The organism is Streptomyces sp. NPDC059994 (genome assembly GCF_042737755.1).
Taxonomy (GTDB): Bacteria; Actinomycetota; Actinomycetes; order Streptomycetales; family Streptomycetaceae; genus Streptomyces.
In genome coordinates, this window is sequence record NZ_JBHWUR010000015.1 from 16,937 (window position 1) to 36,383 (window position 19,447).

Annotated in this window: 20 protein-coding genes; 13 read left to right on the forward strand and 7 right to left on the reverse strand. The window is 71.9% G+C overall.

Translation table 11 applies throughout. From position 1 onward, the window contains the following. The first annotated feature begins 56 nt into the window (after positions 1-56). From ACFWA7_RS10990 to ACFWA7_RS11005, 4 genes are all read left to right on the forward strand, one after another. Positions 57-641 carry a suppressor of fused domain protein gene (locus ACFWA7_RS10990; protein ID WP_385547730.1) on the forward strand — a complete coding sequence of 195 codons (585 nt, stop codon included), beginning with the start codon at positions 57-59 and terminating at the stop codon, positions 639-641. A gap of 210 nt (positions 642-851) precedes the next feature. Then, a complete protein-coding gene (locus tag ACFWA7_RS10995; protein ID WP_385547727.1) occupies positions 852-1,490 on the forward strand; it encodes a DUF6758 family protein in 639 nt (212 codons plus the stop codon). A gap of 120 nt (positions 1,491-1,610) precedes the next feature. Beyond that, entirely contained in the window at positions 1,611-2,474 is an 864-nt protein-coding gene (locus ACFWA7_RS11000; RefSeq protein ID WP_385547724.1) for a PHP domain-containing protein, read from the forward strand. Between the two features lie 100 nt (positions 2,475-2,574). Next, positions 2,575-3,180: a MarC family protein gene (locus ACFWA7_RS11005; protein ID WP_385547721.1), complete on the forward strand. Its 606-nt coding sequence runs from the start codon at positions 2,575-2,577 to the stop codon at positions 3,178-3,180. Between the two features lie 107 nt (positions 3,181-3,287). Here ACFWA7_RS11005 and ACFWA7_RS11010 read toward each other — a convergent pair whose 3' ends face one another. After that, positions 3,288-3,440: a hypothetical protein gene (locus tag ACFWA7_RS11010; protein WP_385547718.1), complete on the reverse strand. Its 153-nt coding sequence runs from the start codon at positions 3,438-3,440 to the stop codon at positions 3,288-3,290. A gap of 228 nt (positions 3,441-3,668) precedes the next feature. On the opposite strand from ACFWA7_RS11010, the gene ACFWA7_RS11015 reads away from it, so the two are divergent. After that, positions 3,669-4,631 (forward strand): NYN domain-containing protein, encoded by a 963-nt coding sequence (locus ACFWA7_RS11015; protein ID WP_385822391.1) that lies wholly within the window; start codon positions 3,669-3,671, stop codon positions 4,629-4,631. 205 nt (positions 4,632-4,836) lie between these two features. On the opposite strand, the gene ACFWA7_RS11020 is transcribed toward ACFWA7_RS11015, so the two are convergent. Then, on the reverse strand, positions 4,837-5,700 hold the full coding sequence (locus ACFWA7_RS11020; RefSeq protein WP_385547712.1) for an alpha/beta fold hydrolase: 864 nt from the start codon (positions 5,698-5,700) through the stop codon (positions 4,837-4,839). Positions 5,701-5,812: 112 nt separating this feature from the next. Then, a complete protein-coding gene (locus ACFWA7_RS11025) occupies positions 5,813-7,843 on the reverse strand; it encodes a DEAD/DEAH box helicase (RefSeq protein WP_385822393.1) in 2,031 nt (676 codons plus the stop codon). 479 nt (positions 7,844-8,322) lie between these two features. Between ACFWA7_RS11025 and ACFWA7_RS11030 the strand changes: the two genes are divergently transcribed. After that, a complete protein-coding gene (locus ACFWA7_RS11030) occupies positions 8,323-9,093 on the forward strand; it encodes a ferritin-like fold-containing protein (protein WP_385533930.1) in 771 nt (256 codons plus the stop codon). A gap of 25 nt (positions 9,094-9,118) precedes the next feature. Here the strand turns inward: ACFWA7_RS11030 and ACFWA7_RS11035 are convergent, their stop codons facing one another. The 4 genes from ACFWA7_RS11035 to ACFWA7_RS11050 all read right to left on the reverse strand — a co-directional run bounded on the left by ACFWA7_RS11035 (position 9,119) and on the right by ACFWA7_RS11050 (position 10,929). Further along, the gene (locus ACFWA7_RS11035; protein WP_385533933.1) at positions 9,119-9,382 is read right to left on the reverse strand and encodes a hypothetical protein; all 264 of its coding nucleotides are present in this window, start codon (positions 9,380-9,382) and stop codon (positions 9,119-9,121) included. 179 nt (positions 9,383-9,561) lie between these two features. Beyond that, complete coding sequence (locus ACFWA7_RS11040; RefSeq protein WP_101389947.1) at positions 9,562-9,789, reverse strand: DUF3107 domain-containing protein; 228 nt, start codon at positions 9,787-9,789, stop codon at positions 9,562-9,564. A 133-nt stretch (positions 9,790-9,922) separates the two neighbouring features. Beyond that, complete coding sequence (locus ACFWA7_RS11045; RefSeq protein ID WP_385533937.1) at positions 9,923-10,564, reverse strand: TetR/AcrR family transcriptional regulator; 642 nt, start codon at positions 10,562-10,564, stop codon at positions 9,923-9,925. A gap of 146 nt (positions 10,565-10,710) precedes the next feature. Continuing rightward, positions 10,711-10,929, reverse strand: coding sequence for a hypothetical protein (locus tag ACFWA7_RS11050; protein WP_385533940.1), 219 nt, complete (start codon positions 10,927-10,929; stop codon positions 10,711-10,713). Positions 10,930-11,046: 117 nt separating this feature from the next. Here ACFWA7_RS11050 and ACFWA7_RS11055 point away from each other — a divergent pair, with 117 nt between their 5' ends. The 7 genes from ACFWA7_RS11055 to ACFWA7_RS11085 all read left to right on the forward strand — a co-directional run bounded on the left by ACFWA7_RS11055 (position 11,047) and on the right by ACFWA7_RS11085 (position 19,283). Next, a complete protein-coding gene (locus ACFWA7_RS11055; RefSeq protein ID WP_385822396.1) occupies positions 11,047-12,015 on the forward strand; it encodes an alpha/beta fold hydrolase in 969 nt (322 codons plus the stop codon). A gap of 8 nt (positions 12,016-12,023) precedes the next feature. Next, the gene (locus ACFWA7_RS11060; RefSeq protein ID WP_385822398.1) at positions 12,024-13,571 is read left to right on the forward strand and encodes a DUF3152 domain-containing protein; all 1,548 of its coding nucleotides are present in this window, start codon (positions 12,024-12,026) and stop codon (positions 13,569-13,571) included. An 88-nt stretch (positions 13,572-13,659) separates the two neighbouring features. Then, positions 13,660-13,755, forward strand: a complete 96-nt coding sequence (locus tag ACFWA7_RS11065; RefSeq protein ID WP_324616262.1) for an Ms4533A family Cys-rich leader peptide — start codon at positions 13,660-13,662, stop codon at positions 13,753-13,755. Between the two features lie 188 nt (positions 13,756-13,943). Then, on the forward strand, positions 13,944-15,665 hold the full coding sequence (locus ACFWA7_RS11070) for an ABC transporter substrate-binding protein (protein WP_385533950.1): 1,722 nt from the start codon (positions 13,944-13,946) through the stop codon (positions 15,663-15,665). Positions 15,666-15,667: 2 nt separating this feature from the next. Next, entirely contained in the window at positions 15,668-16,675 is a 1,008-nt protein-coding gene (locus ACFWA7_RS11075) for an ABC transporter permease (protein WP_385533953.1), read from the forward strand. Next, positions 16,672-17,661 (forward strand): ABC transporter permease, encoded by a 990-nt coding sequence (locus ACFWA7_RS11080; RefSeq protein WP_385533956.1) that lies wholly within the window; start codon positions 16,672-16,674, stop codon positions 17,659-17,661. Before ACFWA7_RS11075 ends, ACFWA7_RS11080 begins: the two co-directional genes overlap by 4 nt. Continuing rightward, on the forward strand, positions 17,658-19,283 hold the full coding sequence (locus ACFWA7_RS11085; protein WP_385822400.1) for a dipeptide ABC transporter ATP-binding protein: 1,626 nt from the start codon (positions 17,658-17,660) through the stop codon (positions 19,281-19,283). The genes ACFWA7_RS11080 and ACFWA7_RS11085 overlap by 4 nt, the downstream gene beginning before the upstream one ends. The last annotated feature ends 164 nt before the right edge of the window (positions 19,284-19,447 follow it).

Genomic DNA, 19,447 nt, shown 5'->3' on the forward strand with positions numbered 1-19,447 from the left:
GGCGCAAGTGTCAAGTCCGTACTTTGCTCGTTCGATACGGCTTCTATGCTCAACTCATGGTTGATGTTCTTGCTCTCGTCGAGGCCAGGCTGCGCACCGCCCTCGGTGAACCGGACGCGCGCGCCGCGGTGACCTTCCTCGGTACGGAACGCGTCGAGGTGCTGCGCTTCGCCGACGGGGACATCGTCCGCTACGCCACGCTCGGCATGTCGGCCCAGCCCATGACCGACCCGGCCGCCGCCCTCGCCGACCCGGTCAAGGGCCCGCGAGCCGAGCTGGTCCTGTCCGTACGGGCCGGGCTCGCCGACACCGACCAGGTGCTGCGGCCGCTCGCCGTCCTCGCCTCCACCCCGCAGGTCGAGGGCGTGATCGTGGCCCCCGGCGCCTCGCTCGACATCGGGGAACCGCTGTGGCCCGGGGCACCGTTCAGTTCGGTCCTGGTCGCGGAGCCGGGCGGCCTCGTCGAGGACCTGGAGCTCGACGACCCGATGGACCCGGTCCGCTTCCTGCCACTGCTGCCGATGACGACCAACGAGGCCGCCTGGAAGCGGGTGCGCGGGGCGCAGGAGCTGGAGGAGCGCTGGCTGGCGAACGGGACGGACCTGCGGGATCCGCTGCGCGGCTCTGTGCGGCTGGACTAAGCGTTCCGCTGTGGCCGGTCGGCCGCGGGCCGTCCGTGGCTGGTCGCTCCCCCGCGTTCTCGGCTTCGCTCGGACAAGGGGGACCCCCATCGCGGCGGAGCCGCGTGTGGCACAGCCCCGCGCCCCCAAGGAGCGCGATCGTCTCGTCCCACACGCCGGACGGGTGATCGTCCTTGACGCGGCGCGGGACGGGGAGGACCGTGGGCATTTATGAGGGGCGAACCCAGTTGCCCGAAGTGTGGAGGCCGGGTCAGGGCGCCCGGTCTCTTTGCCGACTCCTGGCAGTGCGATGTGCACGGGACGGTGCATCCGCTGCAGCCGGTGGTCCCCCCGAGCGTCGAGGCGCTCGGCGTCGTGGTGCACCGGGCGAAGGTGCCCGTCTGGATGCCGTGGCCGCTGCCGATCGGCTGGCTGTTCACGGGCGTGGCGTGCGCGGGCGACGACCGCAGCGGCGGGCGCGCGACCGCCGTGGCCTGCTCCGGCCCCGGCCCGCTGGGCGGCATCGGTGAGCTGCTGCTCGTCGCGGAGGAGCTGGGCGTCGGCCTCGGCGCGCGGTACGCGGGCATCGACGGCCCCGACCCCGGCCCGTACATGAGCGTCGACAAGCCGCCGCAGACCAAGGTCCTCGCGGCCGGACGCCCCAGCCCGCTCTGGCACGTGACCGGCACCCCCGACGACCGCGCGGTCTTCGCGGGCGAGGCGCGCGGGCTGTGGCTGTGGGCGATCGTCTGGCCCGAGCAGTCGGGTCTGCTGCTCTACGACGAGCTGGTCCTCACCGATCTGCGCGACGCGGGCGCCGAGGTCGAGCTGGTGCCGTGCGGGGCGCTGTCGCCGCGGATCCTGTCGTGAGGGGCGCGGGGCGAGGCGCCCCGAGTGCGGTGACCGCCACAGCCGTTACGGGCGGGACAGCGGCTACGCGCAGCTATCCTTGATTGTCCCCCCTGCCGGTTCTACGCCCTGGAGTCACGCGTGCGCATCGATCTGCACACCCACTCCACGGCCTCCGACGGTACGGACACCCCGGCCGAGCTGGTCCGCAACGCGGCCGCCGCCGGTCTCGACGTCATCGCGCTCACCGACCACGACACCACCCGCGGCCACGCCGAGGCGGCCGCCGCGCTCCCCGCGGGCCTGACCCTGGTGACCGGCGCCGAGCTCTCCTGCCGTGTCGACGGCATCGGGCTGCACATGCTGGCGTACCTCTTCGACCCCGAGGAGCCGGAGCTGGCGCGCGAGCGCGAGCTGGTCCGCGACGACCGGGTGCCGCGCGCCCGGGCGATGGTCGCCAAGCTCCAGGAGCTGGGCGTCCCGGTCACCTGGGAGCAGGTGGCGCGGATCGCGGGCGACGGCTCGGTGGGCCGACCGCATGTCGCCGAGGCGATGGTCGAGCTGGGCGTCGTCGGCTCGGTGTCGGAGGCGTTCGTACCGGAGTGGCTGGCGGACGGCGGACGTGCGTACGCCGGCAAGCACGAGCTCGACCCGTTCGACGCGATCCGGCTGGTCAAGGCCGCGGGCGGGGTCACCGTCTTCGCGCACCCGCTCGCCCTCAAGCGAGGCCGGGTCGTGCCCGAGTCGGTCATGGCCGAGCTCGCGTCGGCCGGCCTCGACGGCGTCGAGGTCGACCACACGGACCACGACGCGCCCACGCGCGCGCGGCTGCGGGGACTGGCCGCCGAGCTCGGTCTGCTGACCACCGGCTCCAGCGACTACCACGGCGGCCGCAAGGCCGTGCGGCTCGGGGAGTGCACCACCGACCCCGAGATCTACGGCGAGATCACCCGCCGTGCGACGGGCGCGTTCCCCGTCCCGGGCGCGGGCGGAACCGGCCGCTGAGGCCTGGGCCGCCGAGGCCCCTTCCCTGCCCCTCCCCAGAGGACTCCGCCCGGCGGGGTCCCCCTCTGCTCCGTACACCCCTCTTCCTGCAAGGCACCCCGTGTTCGACGCTGCCGTCTTCGGCTCCCTGTTCCTCACCCTTTTTGTCATCATGGATCCCCCCGGGATCACACCGATCTTCCTCGCGCTCACCTCCGGCCGCCCCGCCAAGGTGCAGCGCAAGATGGCGTGGCAGGCCGCGGCCGTGGCCCTCGGTGTGATCACCGTGTTCGGTCTGGTGGGCCACCAGATCCTGGCGTATCTGCACATCGACGTTCCCGCGCTGATGATCGCGGGTGGTCTGCTGCTGCTGCTCATCGCGCTCGACCTGCTCACCGGCAAGATGGAGGAGCCGAAGCAGACCAAGGACGTCAACGTGGCGCTGGTGCCGCTCGGCATGCCGCTGCTGGCCGGGCCCGGCGCGATCGTCCAGGTGATCCTCGCGGTCCAGAACCACGACACGTTCTCCGGGCAGGTCGCCGTGTGGGCCGCGATCCTCGCGATGCACATCGTGCTCTGGCTGGTCATGCGGTACTCGCTGCTGATCATCCGGGTGATCAAGGACGGCGGTGTGGTCCTGGTGACGCGGCTCGCGGGCATGATGCTCTCCGCGCTCGCGGTGCAGCAGATCATCAACGGCGTCACCCAGGTGATCCACAGCACCTGACCTGCCCCAGGGCCAGAGCCCGGTCCCGTCCGCCGCAGCAGAAAGCGCCCCCGTGCACCGATCGGTGCGGGGGCGCTTCGGCTTGCCGCGTAGAAGACCCTTACGCGTTACGAAGCCGAGCTTTCGAACGGGCGGATGTAGATGCGCTGGCCGATTGCGGCGGCCTGCTGCACGATCCGGTTGACGGAGGCGGCGTCCACGACGGTCCTGTCCACGGCGGAGCCGTTGACGTCGTTGAGGCGCATGATTTCGAAGCGCATGGCTTCTCCCTTCGTCTGATCCTCCTGAAGGAGAACTACTGGTGCGGGGTGGCGCGGCTTCAGCCTGCACCCTCACGGAGTCCGGACGGTTGCCCGCCCGTTACATCTGTTCAACGGGTTGCCCTTGGCAAACATTCCCTACGCTAAGGAAATTTTTGCACGAGCTAAATACTGGCAGGTAAGGCACCGGTTGTGTGGGATCGGTCACGCCACGGAGAATGGGGGGCAATGAGCAAAGCAGGCGACATCCCAGGCATCCCCGACGGCCCGAGCGACCCGGGCAACCCCCGCGACCCGGGCAGATCCGTCGCGTCCGACATCGGCGCGCAGCTGGAGCACACCAACCAGCTGCTGCGGCGGATGCTGGCCGAGGTGGCCAAGACGCCTTCCACGCACGCGATCTTCGTGGACGCGGGCTATGTGTACGCGGCGGCGGGCCTCCTGGTCGCCGGGACGGAGGACCGCCGGTCCTTCGACCTCGACGCCGAGGGGCTGATCGAGGCCTTCATCGACAAGGCGCGCACGATCTTCGCGGACAGCCGGCTGCTCCGCGTGTACTGGTACGACGGTGCGCGCCGGCGCATCCACACCTCCGAGCAGCAGTCGATCGCCGAGCTGCCGGACGTGAAGGTCCGCCTCGGCAACCTCAACGCCAACAACCAGCAGAAGGGCGTCGACTCGCTGATCCGCTCCGACCTGGAGTCCCTCGCCCGGCACCGCGCCATCAGCGACGCGGCGCTCATCGGCGGCGACGAGGACCTGGTCTCGGCGGTCGAGGCGGCGCAGGGGTACGGCGCCCGGGTCCACCTGTGGGGCATCGAGGCGGCGGAGGGGCGCAACCAGGCGGAGCCGCTGCTGTGGGAGGTCGACAGCCAGCGCACGTTCGACCTGGACTTCTGCAAGCCGTACGTCACCCGGCGGCCGGTGACGATGTACGAGGACAGCGGGCCGACGCCGACGCGGGACGACGTGCGGTTCGTGGGCGCGCAGATCGCTGCGACCTGGCTCTCCGAGCGGGGCAGGGCGGCCCTGGCGCAACTGCTGCCGGGCCACCCGTATCTGCCCGGCCCGGTCGACCAGGACCTCCTGGTGGAGGCGGAACGGCTGCTCCAGCGGTCGCTGCGCGGGCACGCGGATCTGCGGCGGGCGCTGCGGGACGGGTTCTGGCAGCACTTGCAGTCGCAGTACTGAGCGCTCCGCGGGGGGTGCGGTTATTCGGCTGCGGGCTGCGGGCTGCGTGTGGCTGGTCGCGCCGTTCCCCGCGCCCCCAAAAGCCTGTGGCTGAGCTGTGTTCTCTGGCTGCGGCGGACCACCTGAGGGGCGCCGGGCTGTGACACTTGCGGCTCCACCGCGTGGGCACGACCAGCCCCCACCGGCCCGCAGTCGAACCGCCGCGTCAGACGATCCGCCCCGTCGCCCAGAAGTCCGTCAGGGACTCCGCCAGCTCCTCGGGATGCGTGACGTTGGGGGAGTGGCCCGCGCCCGCGATGACCGTGTGGCGGGCGTCGGTGTCGCGGGCCAGTGCGGCCAGCTCCTCGACGGTCCACACGGTCTCCTCGTCCCCGTACGCGATGTGCAGCGGCAGGGGCAGCGCGGCGATGTTCTCGGTCCGGTCCGGTTCCGTCCTCAACTGCCGCCCGGCGGCGATGAGTTGGCCCGGCCGGGTGTTGAACCACCGCTGCCGCAGGAACGCGGCGATGTCCGGGGTGTCCGGCTCGTACGCGGGATCGCGGCTGTCCAGCCACCGTGTCGCCGCCCACACCGCCGCCGGGGGCAGCACGGGCAGGGCCGCCCGCAGCAGCCGGATCTTGGCCCGCTGATCCGGACCGACATGGCCCGGCCCCGACGCCAGCAGCGTCAGCGACCGGAAGGACCGCGGGGCGACGCGGACGGCCGAGCGGGCCACCAGACCGCCGAAGGAGTGGCCGACCAGGTGCACGGGCCCGTCGCCGAGCGCCGCCGTCTGCGCGATCACGTCCTCGGCGAGGGTGCGGGGTGTGTACCCGGCCGCGCCGCGCGGCCCGGGGCTCTCGTGCTGGCCCCGTCCGTCGACCGCCACCGCCCGGTACCCGGCCCGGCCGAGCGGCTCCAGGAGCGCGAGGAAGTCCTCCTTGCTCCCGGTGAAGCCGGGCAGCAGCAGTGCGGTGCCGAGCGCGGGCCCGACGGGCTCGGCGTCGAGCACGGCGAAGCTGCCACGGGGCGTTCTCAGCGGGTACGCGCGCGTGCCCGAAGGCAGGACCAGGGAGCGGGGCTTGCTCATATGCCGAGCGTAACGGGGGTGTGCGGGGGCTGGAGCGCCGGGCCGCACGGCGCGGGCCCGGACGCACTTCGGCCCGGCACCCCCGTGGGGATGCCGGGCCGAAGTGCGGTGCTTACGCCTCGGGCGCCGCGACCTTGCGGGCGCGCGTGCGGCGGGGCTTGGGCTCGGCCTCGGTCGCCTCGGGGGCGGCCTCCACCGTCTTCTTGGCACGCGTACGACGCGGCTTGGGCTCGGCGGGGACCGACGCGTCGGGCTCGACGGCGGCGACCGCCTTCTTGCGCGTACGGACCGGCTTCGTGGCGGCTTCCGCCGCCTTCGCCGCGGCGATCTCCAGCGCGGCCGACTCCGGGGTCATAAAGCCGACCTCGGCCGACTCGGCCACCTTGCGGGTGCGCCGGCGCGGCTTCGCGGGCGCCTCCACGACGGCCTCGACGACCGGCGCCGCGACCTTGCGGGTGCGGCGACGCGGGGCCGCCACCTGCTCGGCGACGGGCTCGGCCACCGCGACCGGCTCGGCCGGGGCCGGGACGACGGGCGCCTCGACGACGGCCGCGACGGCCTTGCGGGCCCGGGTGCGGCGCGGCTTGGTCTCGGCCTCCACCACGGTCTCCACGACGGCCTCGATGACCGGCACAGAGACCGGCTCGGCCACGGCGACCGGCTCGGCCACGGCCAGCGGCTCAGCCACGGCGACCGCGGCGACGGCCTCGGCGGCCGGGGCCTCCACCAGGGCCACCCGGGTACGGCGGCGACGGCGCGGGGTGCGCGGCTCGGTGTCCGCGGCGTCCGGCTCGGCGGCCGGCTCCGTGGCCGGCTCCGTGGCCAGCGGCGCCGGAGCGTCCGCGTCGAGTGTCGAGCCGCTACGGGTACGGCGGCGCTGGCGCGGGGTGCGGGTGCGCTCGGGGCGCTCCTCGGTCACGACCGGGGCCGCGGACTTGCGGCCGCGGCCGCCCGTCTCGCCCAGGTCCTCGACCTGCTCGGCCGCGAGACCGGCGCGGGTGCGCTCGCCACGCGGCAGGACACCCTTCGTGCCCGCCGGGATCTTCAGCTCCTCGAACAGGTGCGCGGACGTGGAGTACGTCTCGACCGGGTCGGGGAACTTCAGGTCGAGCGCCTTGTTGATCAGCTGCCAGCGCGGGATGTCGTCCCAGTCGACCAGCGTGATCGCGATGCCCTTCTTGCCCGCGCGGCCGGTGCGGCCGATGCGGTGGAGGTAGGTCTTCTCCTCCTCGGGCGACTGGTAGTTGATGACGTGCGTCACGCCCTCGACGTCGATGCCGCGGGCGGCGACGTCGGTGCAGACCAGCACGTCGACCTTGCCGTTGCGGAACGCGCGCAGCGCCTGCTCACGGGCGCCCTGGCCGAGGTCGCCGTGGACCGCGCCGGAGGCGAAGCCGCGCTTGGCGAGCTGCTCGGCGATGTCGGCGGCCGTCCGCTTCGTACGGCAGAAGATCATCGCGAGTCCGCGCCCCTCGGCCTGCAGGATGCGCGCGACCATCTCCGGCTTGTCCATGGAGTGGGCGCGGTAGACGAACTGCGCCGTGTTGGCGACGGTCGTGCCCTCGTCGTCCGGCGAGGTGGCGCTGATGTGCGTGGGCTGCGACATGTAGCGACGGGCGAGACCGATGACGGCGCCCGGCATGGTCGCCGAGAACAGCATGGTCTGGCGCTTCGCCGGAAGCATGTTGATGATCTTCTCGACGTCGGGCAGGAAGCCCAGGTCGAGCATCTCGTCGGCCTCGTCGAGCACCAGCACACGCACGTGGGAGAGGTCCAGCTTGCGCTGGCCCGCCAGGTCGAGCAGCCGGCCCGGGGTGCCGACGATGACGTCGACGCCCTTCTTGAGCGCCTCGACCTGCGGCTCGTACGCCCGGCCGCCGTAGATGGCGAGCACGCGGACGTTACGGACCTTGCCGGCGGTGAGCAGGTCGTTGGTGACCTGGGTGCACAGCTCGCGGGTGGGGACCACGACGAGCGCCTGCGGGGCGTCGGTGAGCTGCTCGGGCTTGGCCCGGCCCGCCTCGACGTCCGCGGGGACGGTGACACGCTCCAGGATCGGCAGACCGAAGCCGAGCGTCTTGCCGGTGCCGGTCTTGGCCTGGCCGATCACGTCGGAGCCGGAGAGCGCGACGGGGAGCGTCATCTCCTGGATGGGGAACGGGGACACGATGCCGACGGCTTCGAGGGCCTCGGCGGTCTCGGGAAGGATCCCGAGCTCTCGGAACGTAGTCAGGGTGCTGCCTCTTCTGTGAGACGCGGTACGGAGGCGAACGCGGCGGGTCGTACCGTGCCGGGTGCATCCGGCCGGAGTCGGGAATCGACCGGGCCGGGTGGCGCGGGACCACTGCCGTCGCTCAAGCGCTCGTGCCGCTGAGGGTCCCTCATCTGCGGTTACGCACTGTCACGTGCCGCACTGGAGGGCTGTCGGGTCGGAGCCGACCGGGCGACCGACCGGGCATCCTCATTCATCAAGCCGCCCGCCGAATACATGATCCTCGGCAGGCTCATTACCACTGTACCCCGGATTCGTGCATGTGTGTTGGGCGAATTCCCGGGAACCGGTCGCGCGCTCTGGCTGACCAGCCCCTCCCCCCCTGCCGGGAGCGGGCTATTGTGCGCTTCATGGAGACGCCTGACAACGCCAACGCGGCCGGAACCGAAGCCGACGCGCACACCGCCGAAAACACCGTGGAACCCACCGGGATCGCCGCCCAGGACTGGGCGACGGCCTCCGCCGAGCCGCAGTACCGGGCCGCCGTGGTGGATCTGCTCGGCGCGCTCGCGTACGGCGAGCTGGCGGCCTTCGAGCGCCTCGCCGACGACGCCAAGCTGGCGCCCTCGCTCGCCGACAAGGCGGAGCTGGCGAAGATGGCCTCGGCCGAGTTCCACCATTTCGAGCGGCTGCGCGACCGCCTCGCGGAGATCGACGCGGAGCCGACGGCCGCGATGGAGCCGTTCGCCAAGGCGCTGGACGACTTCCACCACCAGACCGCGCCGTCGGACTGGCTGGAGGGCCTGGTCAAGGCGTACGTGGGCGACTCGATCGCCAGTGACTTCTACCGCGAGGTGGCGGCCCGGCTCGACTCGGACACGCGCGGCCTGGTGCTCGCGGTCCTCGACGACACCGGGCACGGCAACTTCGCGGTGGAGAAGGTGCGCGCCGCGATCGAGGCCGACCCGCGGGTCGGCGGCCGCCTCGCGCTGTGGGCGCGCCGGCTGATGGGCGAGGCGCTCTCGCAGGCCCAGCGGGTGGTCGCGGAGCGTGACGCGCTGTCGACGATGCTGGTCGGCGGCATGGCGGACGGCTTCGACCTGGCCGCGGTCGGCGAGATGTTCACCCGGATCACCAAGGCCCACACCAAGCGCATGGCCGCGCTGGGGCTGGCGGCCTAGTACGGCCTGGTTGAGGGGGTGCCGCCTACGCCGCTGAGCGGCGCAGGCGGCCCGCCGGGCGCAGCAGCAGGGACAGTGCGACCACCGCGATGAACGTGGCGCCCACGACCGTCGTCACCAGGTGGCCCGGGCCGACCGCCGAGTGGGTCAGGAAGGCGCCGAACAGGGCGCCGAGCGTGCCCACCGCGAAAACGGTCCGGCGCTCGGGCAGACGGTGTGGCAGACGGGACGCGGCAGTCCAGGCGAGGGCGATTCCGAGCAGTACGGCGCCGAGCGCTTCCAGGAGCATGTGCGTCCCTCCCGCGGTGTGACCGGGCGATTCAAGGTCACTGCCGTCCTACCCGAGGCTCGCGGAGCGCAATCCTCCCCTCACCGTGTGGAGCACAGCGAAGGCACAGCCCGGACACAGCGGAGCGGCCCGGCTGGTCGATGACCGCCGGGCCGCTCCCTTGCCACGTGTTCTACGGGCTACAGCTGGCCGAAGCCCACCCGGCGAACCGTCGGCTCGCCGATCTCCACGTACGCGATCTTGTCGGCCGGCACCAGGACCTTGCGGCCCTTGTCGTCCTGGAGGCTGAGCAGCTGCGCCTTGCCGGCGAGGGCGTCGGCTACCGCGCTCTCGACCTCCTCGGCGGACTGCCCGCTCTCCAGAACGATCTCCCGGGGCGCGTGCTGCACGCCGATCTTGACCTCCACGGCTAAGTCCCTCCGACGGTCTGCGGTGCGCGGTCAGCCGCGCCGTACCCCGCACACATTAGCCCGGAGAGGGGACCCGGACGGGCGCGGCGCCGCACGCTACGAGCGAACACCCGCACCCCGCAAGCGCTGTTCAGTGGCCCTCGGTGCCGTGCAGCGGGAAGCCCGCGATACCGCGCCAGGCCAGCGAGGTGAGCAGCTGCACCGCCTTCTCGCGGGGGATCTTCGACTCGCTGGAGAGCCAGTAGCGGGCGACCACCTGGGAGACGCCGCCGAGGCCGACGGCCAGCAGCATCGACTCGTCCTTGGAGAGACCGGTGTCCTCGGCGATCACGTCCGAGATGGCCTCGGCGCACTGGAGGCTGACCCGCTCGACGCGCTCGCGCACGGCGGGCTCATTGGTCAGGTCGGACTCGAAGACGAGGCGGAACGCGCCGCCCTCTTCCTCCACGTACGCGAAGTAGGCGTCCATCGTCGCGGCGACGCGCAGCTTGTTGTCGCTGGTGGAGGCGAGCGCCGTGCGCACCGCCAGGAGCAGTGCCTCGCAGTGCTGGTCGAGCAGCGCCAGGTACAGATCCAGCTTTCCGGGGAAGTGCTGGTAGAGGACCGGCTTGGAGACGCCCGCCCGCTCCGCGATGTCGTCCATCGCGGCCGAGTGGTACCCCTGTGCGACGAAGACTTCCTGGGCCGCGCCCAGAAGCTGATTGCGGCGGGCCCGGCGGGGCAGACGCGTGCCTCGCGGGCGCGCTGCCTCGGTCTGCTCGATGGCTGTCACGCCGCCTCCCAAAATTGATGCTCGTGCGCGATGTGCGCGCGCCGCCATCGTACTTTTGGGTAACCCGGCTGTGCGCGGTGCGCACGCAGAATTTCACGGACCGGACGCGCTGGGTAGCCGGAGATACGCCCGGTTATCCGAACAAATCAGCGGTAGTCGTCCTCGTCGAGGGCGACCACGCGGGCCTGCTCGGCCATGTCGGCCTCGTTCGCCGCGCCCCTGTCGGCATCGATGAGCGAGTCGTCGTGCTCCTGCCGTACGTCGGTGTGCTGTTCGGCCGCGTCCGCTTCGGGTGTCTCCTCGGCGAGCTCCACGGCGTCGTCTTCTTCCTCGAACACTTCGGGATCATTGGGGTCGACGGGCATGATTGCTCCCTTTTCGAGGGCTTGTTACGAGCCTATGGGCTAGCTCTGCGCACCGCTATGCGGTCTGTGACGGCGAACACATGAACCACGGTGTGATCGTCTCGTAACATTGCCCGCATGTCTTCGACCGAGCTGCCGGAAACCCTCGCCGCCGCTGTCGCTCCGGTTCCCCGGGTGGGCGCGGTCCGGGTGGCGCCCGGTGAAGAGCTGCGCTCGGTGAGTCTGCCCGGGCTGACGCTGAACATCCGCGCCCGTCCCAGTACGGGATCCGGTCTCGACCCCGCCCTGTTCGTGCACGGACTCGGCGGCTCCTCGCAGAACTGGTCCGCCCTGATGCCGCTGCTCGCCGACACGGTGGAGTGCGAGGCCGTGGACCTGCCCGGCTTCGGGGACTCCGCGCCGCCGGACGACGGCAACTACTCGGTCACCGGCCACGCGCGCGCGGTGATCCGGCTGCTCGACTCGGCGGGCCGCGGCCCCGTCCACCTCTTCGGGAACTCGCTGGGCGGCGCCGTCGCCACCCGGGTCGCCGCGGTCCGCCCGGACCTCGTCCGCACCCTCACCCTGATCTCGCCCGCGCTCCCCGAGATCCGCGCCCAGCGCACCGCCTGGCCGACCGCCCTGCTCGCGGTGCCCGGCATCGCCTCGATGTTCACGCGGATGACCAAGGACTGGTCGGCCGAGGACCGTACGCGCGGGGTGATGGCCCTCTGTTACGGCGACCCGGGCCGGGTGAGCCCCGAGGCGTTCCGGGCGGCGGTCGAGGAGATGGAGCGCCGCCTTGAGCTGCCCTACTTCTGGGACGCGATGGCCCGCTCGGCGCGGGGCGTCGTCGACGCGTACACCCTGAGCGGGCAGCACGGGCTCTGGCGGCAGGCCGAGCGGGTGCTCGCCCCGACGCTGCTGGTCTACGGCGGCCGGGACCAGCTGGTCGGCTTCCGGATGGCCCGCAGAGCGGCTGCGGCGTTCCGCGGGTCGAGACTGCTGACCCTGCCCGACGCCGGGCACGTGGCGATGATGGAGTACCCAGAGGTGGTCGCGCAGGCCTTCCGGGACCTGGTCGGCGACCGTGGAAACAGGAGCTGATCCGGGGCGTGGGACGACACAGCCGACCCAAGGGCGCCACGGGCACTCCCGAGCCCTCCCGCACCGCCGACACCACCGGGCCCGTGCCCGTCGTGGAGGAGGTGTGGACGGCGGGCGGACGACGCCGCGCCGACGGTCCGCCGACCGGCCAGGTACCGCGGATCCGCCCGGTTCCCGGCGGTCCCGGCTCCCAGCACCAGGGCGGCGGCACCCCGGCGCACGGCGTGCCCCAGGTGCGCGGCGGCCACCCCGAGCACCACGAGGGCGGCGGCGGCTGGGGCGAGCCCGCCGCGCCGCGCCCCGGCGACCGGCACGGCGCCCCGGCCCAGGCCGGTTCCGGGCCGGGTGTCCGAATACCGGGACCCCGGCGCGAGTACGTGGACGCCTTCGACGGCGCCGAGTGGACGGACACCGGCACGCACCGCGTGGCCGAGCCGACGGACACGGGCTCGTACCGCAGGGTCGCGCCCACGGACACCGGTTCGTACCGCAAGGTCGCGCCCACGGACACCGGTTCGTACCGCAGGGTCGCCCCCGCCCCCGTCGACACCGGCTCCCACCGCAGGGTGGACCCGATGGACACGGGCTCCCACCGCAGGACGGATCCGGCCGATACGGGCGCGCAACGCAGGGCCGCCCCCGCGCCCGCCCCCGCCGTGCCGCAGCCGGCCCCCGTGCCCGAGCGGGTCGAGACGGCCCCCGAGGCCAAGGCGGCCAAGGCGGCCAAGGCGGATAAGGGGGGCAAGTCCTCCAAGGGCCGTACCCTCACCGGGATCGCGGCGGCGGCCTTCACCACCGTGCTCGCGGTCGTGGTGGCCGGTCAGGTCACCTCCGACGGTGGCCACAAGACCGGCGCCCAGTCGGCCGACGACAACGGCCGCGCCGATGACGGGCCCGCCTCCCGCTCCAAGGACCGGGCGACGCCCGAGCAGGCGGCCCCGGCGGCCAAGCCCGCCTCGTACGAGCAGAAGATGGCCCTGCAGTACCCGATCGACCCGAAGCTGAAAGGTTCCGGCGCGTTCGAGGCGGTGCCCGGGGCCGCGGCGGCGCCGGGCAAGGGGCGCAAGTACCGCTACCGGGTGGACATCGAGAAGGGGCTCGACCTGGACGGCGCCCTGTTCGCCGAGGCCGTGCAGAAGACCCTCAACGACGACCGCAGCTGGGCGCACGACGGGGCGAAGACCTTCGAGCGGATCTCCTCCGGGAAGCCCGACTTCGTCATCACCCTCGCGAGTCCCGGCACCACGGCGGCCTGGTGCGCCAAGTCGGAGCTGGACACCGCCGAGGAGAACGTCTCGTGCGACTCGGCCGCGACCGAGCGCGTGATGATCAACGCGTTCCGCTGGGCGCAGGGCTCCGAGACGTTCGGGGCGCAGGCGATGCACGCGTACCGGCAGATGCTCATCAACCACGAGGTGGGACACCGCCTCGGCCATGGTCATGTGAGCTGTAGCACTCCCGGGGCGCTCGCTCCGGTGATGCAGCAGCAGACCAAGTCCTTGGACATAGGCGGGATCAAGTGCCGTCCCAACGCCTGGGTCCACCCGACTGGTTGAGACCAGTCCGGCCCTGCTGTCCACAATGTGGGACAACCGTCTCAATCTCGGTTGACAGTGGACAGCGGGGCTTTGCATAGTTCTCGGCATGCCGCACCGCCCCTTCACCCCCGCACGCGCCGCCATCGAGCTGGCGCTGATCGGCGTGACCGGGCTCTGCGTAGCCGACATTCACTGTTGCTGACGCCCACTCGCGCGCAGTTTTCCTTTACTTGCGCCCGGGTACTTCCGTCTTTGCTCATCCGCGCGGGCGCAGCACTCCCTCTTGTTCGAAGGCCATGACTTCGAAGGCCATGACGTCGTCATGGGCCGAGGCAGACGCCCGCGTCCCCTTTGCCCTGTATGTGCAGTCACCGAGAGGTCTTCATTCCGATGCGTCAGATGTCCGGAAACGTCGCAAGAGCGGCAGCGATAGCCGTGGTTCTCGCCGTGGGCGCCGTCGCCTGCGGCCCCGATGACAGTGGCGCCAAGAACGCCGGCGGCAGCTCGGACGCCAAGCCCCAGAAGGGCGGCACGCTCTCCGTCCTCAACAACGAGCCGCAGACCGACTTCGACCCGGCGCGGCTCTACACCTCCGGCGGCGGAAACGTTCCGTCCCTGGTCTTCCGTACGCTCACCACGCGCAACCGCGAGGCCGGCGCCGAGGGCACCAAGGTCGTCCCCGACCTCGCCACCGACACCGGCAAGCCCAACGCCGACGCCACGGTGTGGACGTACACCCTCAAGGACGGCCTCAAGTACGAGGACGGCACGCCGATCACGACGGCCGACATCAAGTACGGCATCGAGCGGTCCTTCGCGGCCGAGCTCTCCGGCGGCGCGCCCTACCTGCGCGACTGGCTGGTCGGCGGCGCCGACTACCAGGGCCCCTACAAGGACGGCGGCAAGGGCCTCGCCTCGATCGAGACGCCCGACGCCAAGACCATCGTCTTCCACCTGGACAAGCCCGAGGGCGAGTTCCCGTACCTGGCGACCCAGACCCAGTTCGCGCCGGTCCCCAAGGCCAAGGACAAGGGCACCAAGTACGAGGAGCACCCGGTCTCGTCCGGCCCGTACAAGGTCGTCAAGAACGAGAACGACGGCGAGCACCTGGTCCTGGAGCGCAACCCCAACTGGTCCGAGGCCACCGACGCCGAGCGCAAGGCGTACCCGGACAGCATCGACGTGCGCTCCGGCCTCGACGCCTCCGTCATCAACCAGCGGCTCTCCGCCTCCCAGGGGCCGGACTCGGCCGCCGTCACCACCGACACCAACCTCGGCCCGGCCGAGCTCTCCAAGGTCGGCGGTGACAAGGCGCTCGCCGCGCGCGTGGGCACCGGCCACTTCGGCTACACCAACTACATCGGCTTCAACCCCAAGGTGAAGCCGTTCGACGACCCGAAGGTGCGCCAGGCCGTCGCGTACGCGGTGGACCGCAGCTCGGTCGTCAACGCGGTCGGCGGCTCCTCGCTCGCCGAGCCCGCCACCACCTTCCTGCCCAACCAGAAGGCTTTCGGCTACACCCAGTTCGACCACTTCCCGGCCGGTGACTCGGGCAACGCCGCCAAGGCCAAGGAGCTCCTGAAGGAGGCGGGCCACCCGGACGGTCTCACCGTCACGCTCACCCACTCCAACGCCAAGGGCGGCCCCAAGGGCCCCGAGGTCGCCACCGCGCTCCAGGACGCCCTGAAGAAGGCCGGGTTCACGGTCAAGCTCCAGGGCCTGGAGGCCAACGACTACAACGACACCATCCAGAGCGTCGGCAAGGAGCCCGGCTTCTTCCTGCGCGGCTGGGGCGCCGACTGGCCGTCCGGCGGCCCGTTCCTCGCGCCGATCTTCGACGGACGGCAGATCGTCAAGGACGGCGCCAACTTCAACACCGGCTTCCTGGACGACCCCTCGGTCAACAAGGAGATCGACGAGATCAACAAGCTGACCGACCTGGCGGCGGCCGCGCCGCGCTGGGGCGCCCTCGACAAGAAGATCGGTGAGCAGGCCGTCGTGGTCCCGCTCTTCCACCCGGTCTACAAGCGGCTGGTCGGCAAGGACATCAAGAACGTCGTCATCAGCGACTGGACCGGTGTGCTCGACATCTCCCAGGTCGCGGTCAAGTAGTCATGAGTGAGGCCTTGTTGGCCTCGGAGGCGGGAGCGGTCCAGGTGGCCGCTCCCGCTTCGGGGGCCCGTCAGTTCTGGCAACGGCTGCGCGCCCAGCGCGCGGTGACCGTCGCCGCCGTCGTCTTCGTGCTGCTCGTGCTCGTCGCGCTCACCGCGCCGCTGCTCACCGCCCTGGAGGGGCAGGACCCCAACACCTTCCACCCGGGCCTGGTGGACTCGGCGGCCGGCGGGGTGCCCAAGGGCTCCTTCGGCGGGATCAGCGGCGAGCACTGGCTCGGCGTGGAGCCCCAGACCGGCCGCGACCTGTTCGCCCGGCTCGTCTACGGAGCCCGGGTGTCGCTCGGCGTCGCCTTCATCGCCACCCTGGTGCAGGTCTTCATCGGGGTCGCCCTAGGGCTGTCCGCCGCGCTCGGCGGGCGCTGGGCCGACCAGGTCATCAGCCGGTTCACCGACGTGGTGGTGGCGCTGCCGCTGCTCGTCATCAGCCTCGGCCTGATCGCGATCGTGCCCGACTCCGTGCCGCGCCCGGTCCTGATCACCTTCGTCATCGCGGTGGTCGGCTGGTCCGGCACGTCCAAGATCGTGCGGTCCTCCGCGCTCAGCCTCAAGTCCCTCGACTACGTCTCGGCGGCCCGGCTCAGCGGCTGGGGCAGGCTCGCGGTCGCCCGGCGCGAGCTGCTGCCCGCGCTGGCCGCGCCCGTCATCACGTACGGCGTGCTCCTCGTGCCCGCCAACGTCTCCATCGAGGCGGCGCTCTCGTTCCTCGGCGTCGGCATCAAGCCGCCCACCCCGTCGTGGGGGCAGATGCTCACCGAGGCCAACACCTGGTACCAGTCGGCGCCCACCTATCTGCTGCTGCCCGCGGGCTTCCTGTTCGTGACGGTCCTCTCCCTCACGGTCGTCGGCGAGGGAGTGCGCACCGCGCTCGACCCCCGCGCCGCCTCCCGGCTCAAGGTCGGCGTCACCTCCCGCAAGGACGCCAAGTCCCGTAAGGAGGCCTCGAAGTGACGGGCTTTCTGCTGCGGCGGCTCGGCGGCGCGGTCTTCGTGCTGCTCGCCCTCTCCGTCGTCGTCTACCTCGTCTTCTACGCCGCTCCCGGCAACGTCGCCCAGATCGTCTGCGGTGAGCGCTGCTCGCCGGCCCAGGTGGCCCAGGTGCACGACCGCCTCCAGCTCGGCGACCCGATCCACGTCCAGTACTGGCACTTCCTCCAGGGGCTCTTCGCCGGCCGCGACTTCTCCTCCGGTATAGGCGTCGTCCACTGCGACGCGCCCTGCCTGGGCCTGTCCTACCGCCAGGACTCGCCGGTCACCGACATCCTCCTGAACAAGCTGCCCGTCACCGGCTCGCTGGTGATCGGCGCGTTCGTGCTGTGGACCCTGCTCGGCGTCGGCACCGGGCTGCTCTCCGCGTGGAAGCGCGGCGGCGCGATCGAGCGGACGCTCACCGGTCTGACCCTGATCGGCTTCTCCACCCCGGTCTTCGTGATCGGCCTGGTGCTGATCATCGTCTTCTGCTCGACGCTCGGCTGGCTGCCGTTCCCGCAGTACACGCCGTTCTCGGACAACCCCGAGCAGTGGTTCTGGGGACTGCTGCTGCCGTGGATCTCGCTGGCGCTGATCGAGAGCGCCAAGTACGCGCGCCTGGTGCGCAGCTCGATGCTGGAGACCCTCGCCGAGGACCATGTGCGCACCTTCCGGGCGTACGGACTCACCGAGCGGGCCATCGTCGGCAAACACGCCCTGCGCGGCGCGGTCGCCCCGGTCATCGCGCTGAGCGCGCTGGACGCGGGCTCCATGTTCGGCGGCGCCGTGCTCACCGAGTCGCTCTTCGGCATCCAGGGCATCGGCAAGCTCCTGGTGGACTCGGTCCGCCAGGTCGATCTGCCCGTCGTGGTCGGCGTCGTCATGACGACCGGATTCTTCGTCGTACTGGCCAATGCCGTCGCGGACGCGCTGTACGCGGTGGCGGACCGACGGGTGGTGCTGCAGTGACCGAGGTTACGACTGAGGCTCTGGTGGAGGTCGCCGGCCTCGGCATCTCCTTCGGCGGGACCCGGGCCGTGGACGGGCTCTCCTTCACCCTGGCGCCCGGCGCCGCCCTCGGCGTGGTCGGCGAGTCCGGCTCCGGCAAGAGCGCGTCCGCGTACGCCCTGCTCGGCCTGCACCGGGGCACCGGCGCGCTGGTCGAGGGGACCGTCCGGGTCGCGGGCACCGATGTGCAGCAGGCGTCCGACGCCGAACTGCGGCGGCTGCGCGGGGGAGTGGCGGCGATGGTCTTCCAGGACCCGCTCTCCTCCCTCGACCCGTACTACGCCATCGGCGACCAGATCGCCGAGGTGTACCGGGTGCACCGGGGCGGCTCCAAGCGAGCGGCACGCGCGCGTGCCGTCGAGGTGCTCGACCGCGTGGGCATCCCGGACGCGGCCCGCAAGGCGCGCTCGCGCCCGCACGAGTTCTCCGGCGGCATGCGCCAGCGCGCGCTCATCGCGATGGCACTGGCCTGCGAGCCGAAGCTCTTGATCGCGGACGAGCCGACCACGGCCCTCGATGTCACCGTCCAGGCCCAGATCCTCGACCTGCTGCACGGGCTGCGCCAGGAGACCGGGATGGGGCTGCTGCTCGTCACCCACGACGTGGGCGTCGCGGCGGAGAGCGTCGACGACGTCCTGGTCATGCGCCAGGGACGCGCGGTGGAGCGCGGGTCCGTGCGGGACGTGCTCGGCGCGCCGAAGGCCGCGTACACCAAGGAGCTGCTCTCGGCGGTGCCTCGGCTGGACGCGGCGAAGCCGGGCGCCCCGGCCACCGGCGAACCGCTGCTCGAAGCCCGTGACCTGCGCAAGGTCTTCGGACGCGGCAAGTCGTCGTTCACCGCCGTCGACGGCGTCTCGCTCACCGTGCGGCGCGGCGAGACGCTCGGCGTCGTCGGCGAGAGCGGCAGCGGCAAGACGACGCTGGGCCGGATGCTGGTGGGCCTGCTCGACACCACGTCCGGCACGGTCCGCCGCGACGGCGCGGCCGTCCAGATGGTCTTCCAGGACCCGGTCGCCTCCCTCAACCCGAGGCGCTCGATCGGCGAATCGGTGGCCGACCCGCTGCGGGCCTCCGGTGTACGGGACGAGAAGCGCGTCCGCGCGCGCGTGGGTGAACTCCTGGAGCGGGTCGGCCTCGACCCGGACCGCTACGACCGCTACCCGCACGAGTTCAGCGGCGGCCAGCGCCAGCGCGTCGGCATCGCCCGCGCGCTCGCGGCCGAACCGCAGCTGATCGTCTGCGACGAGCCGGTGTCCGCGCTCGACGTGACCACCCAGGCCCACGTCACCGCACTCCTCGCGGAGCTGCAGCGCGAGCTCGGCCTCGGGCTGGTCTTCATCGCGCACGACCTCGCCGTCGTACGGCAGGTCAGCGACCGGGTCGCGGTGATGCGCCGGGGCCGGATCGTGGAGGAGGGTGCGGTGGACGAGGTGTACGGATCGCCCAAGGACCCGTACACCCGGCAGCTGCTCGCCGCCGTGCCGACCGTCGACCCGGTGCTCGCCGCGGTGCGCCGCGCCGCCCGCAAGGAGCTGCGCGAGCAGCTCCGGGAGCAGAACCGCGATGAGGTGGCCGCAGCCTGACGCTCCGTTACTCTCCCGCCCCGTAGCGCGACGGAACGCGACCCGGCTGGGAAAGTTACGTGCATTCACCCCTTCCGGTGGGGGGGGGGTGACAACGCCCGCCCCCCCCCCCCGGTGAACCAGAGGGGTAAAACACCCCCGCAAGAGCGGGCGGCGACCGGGCC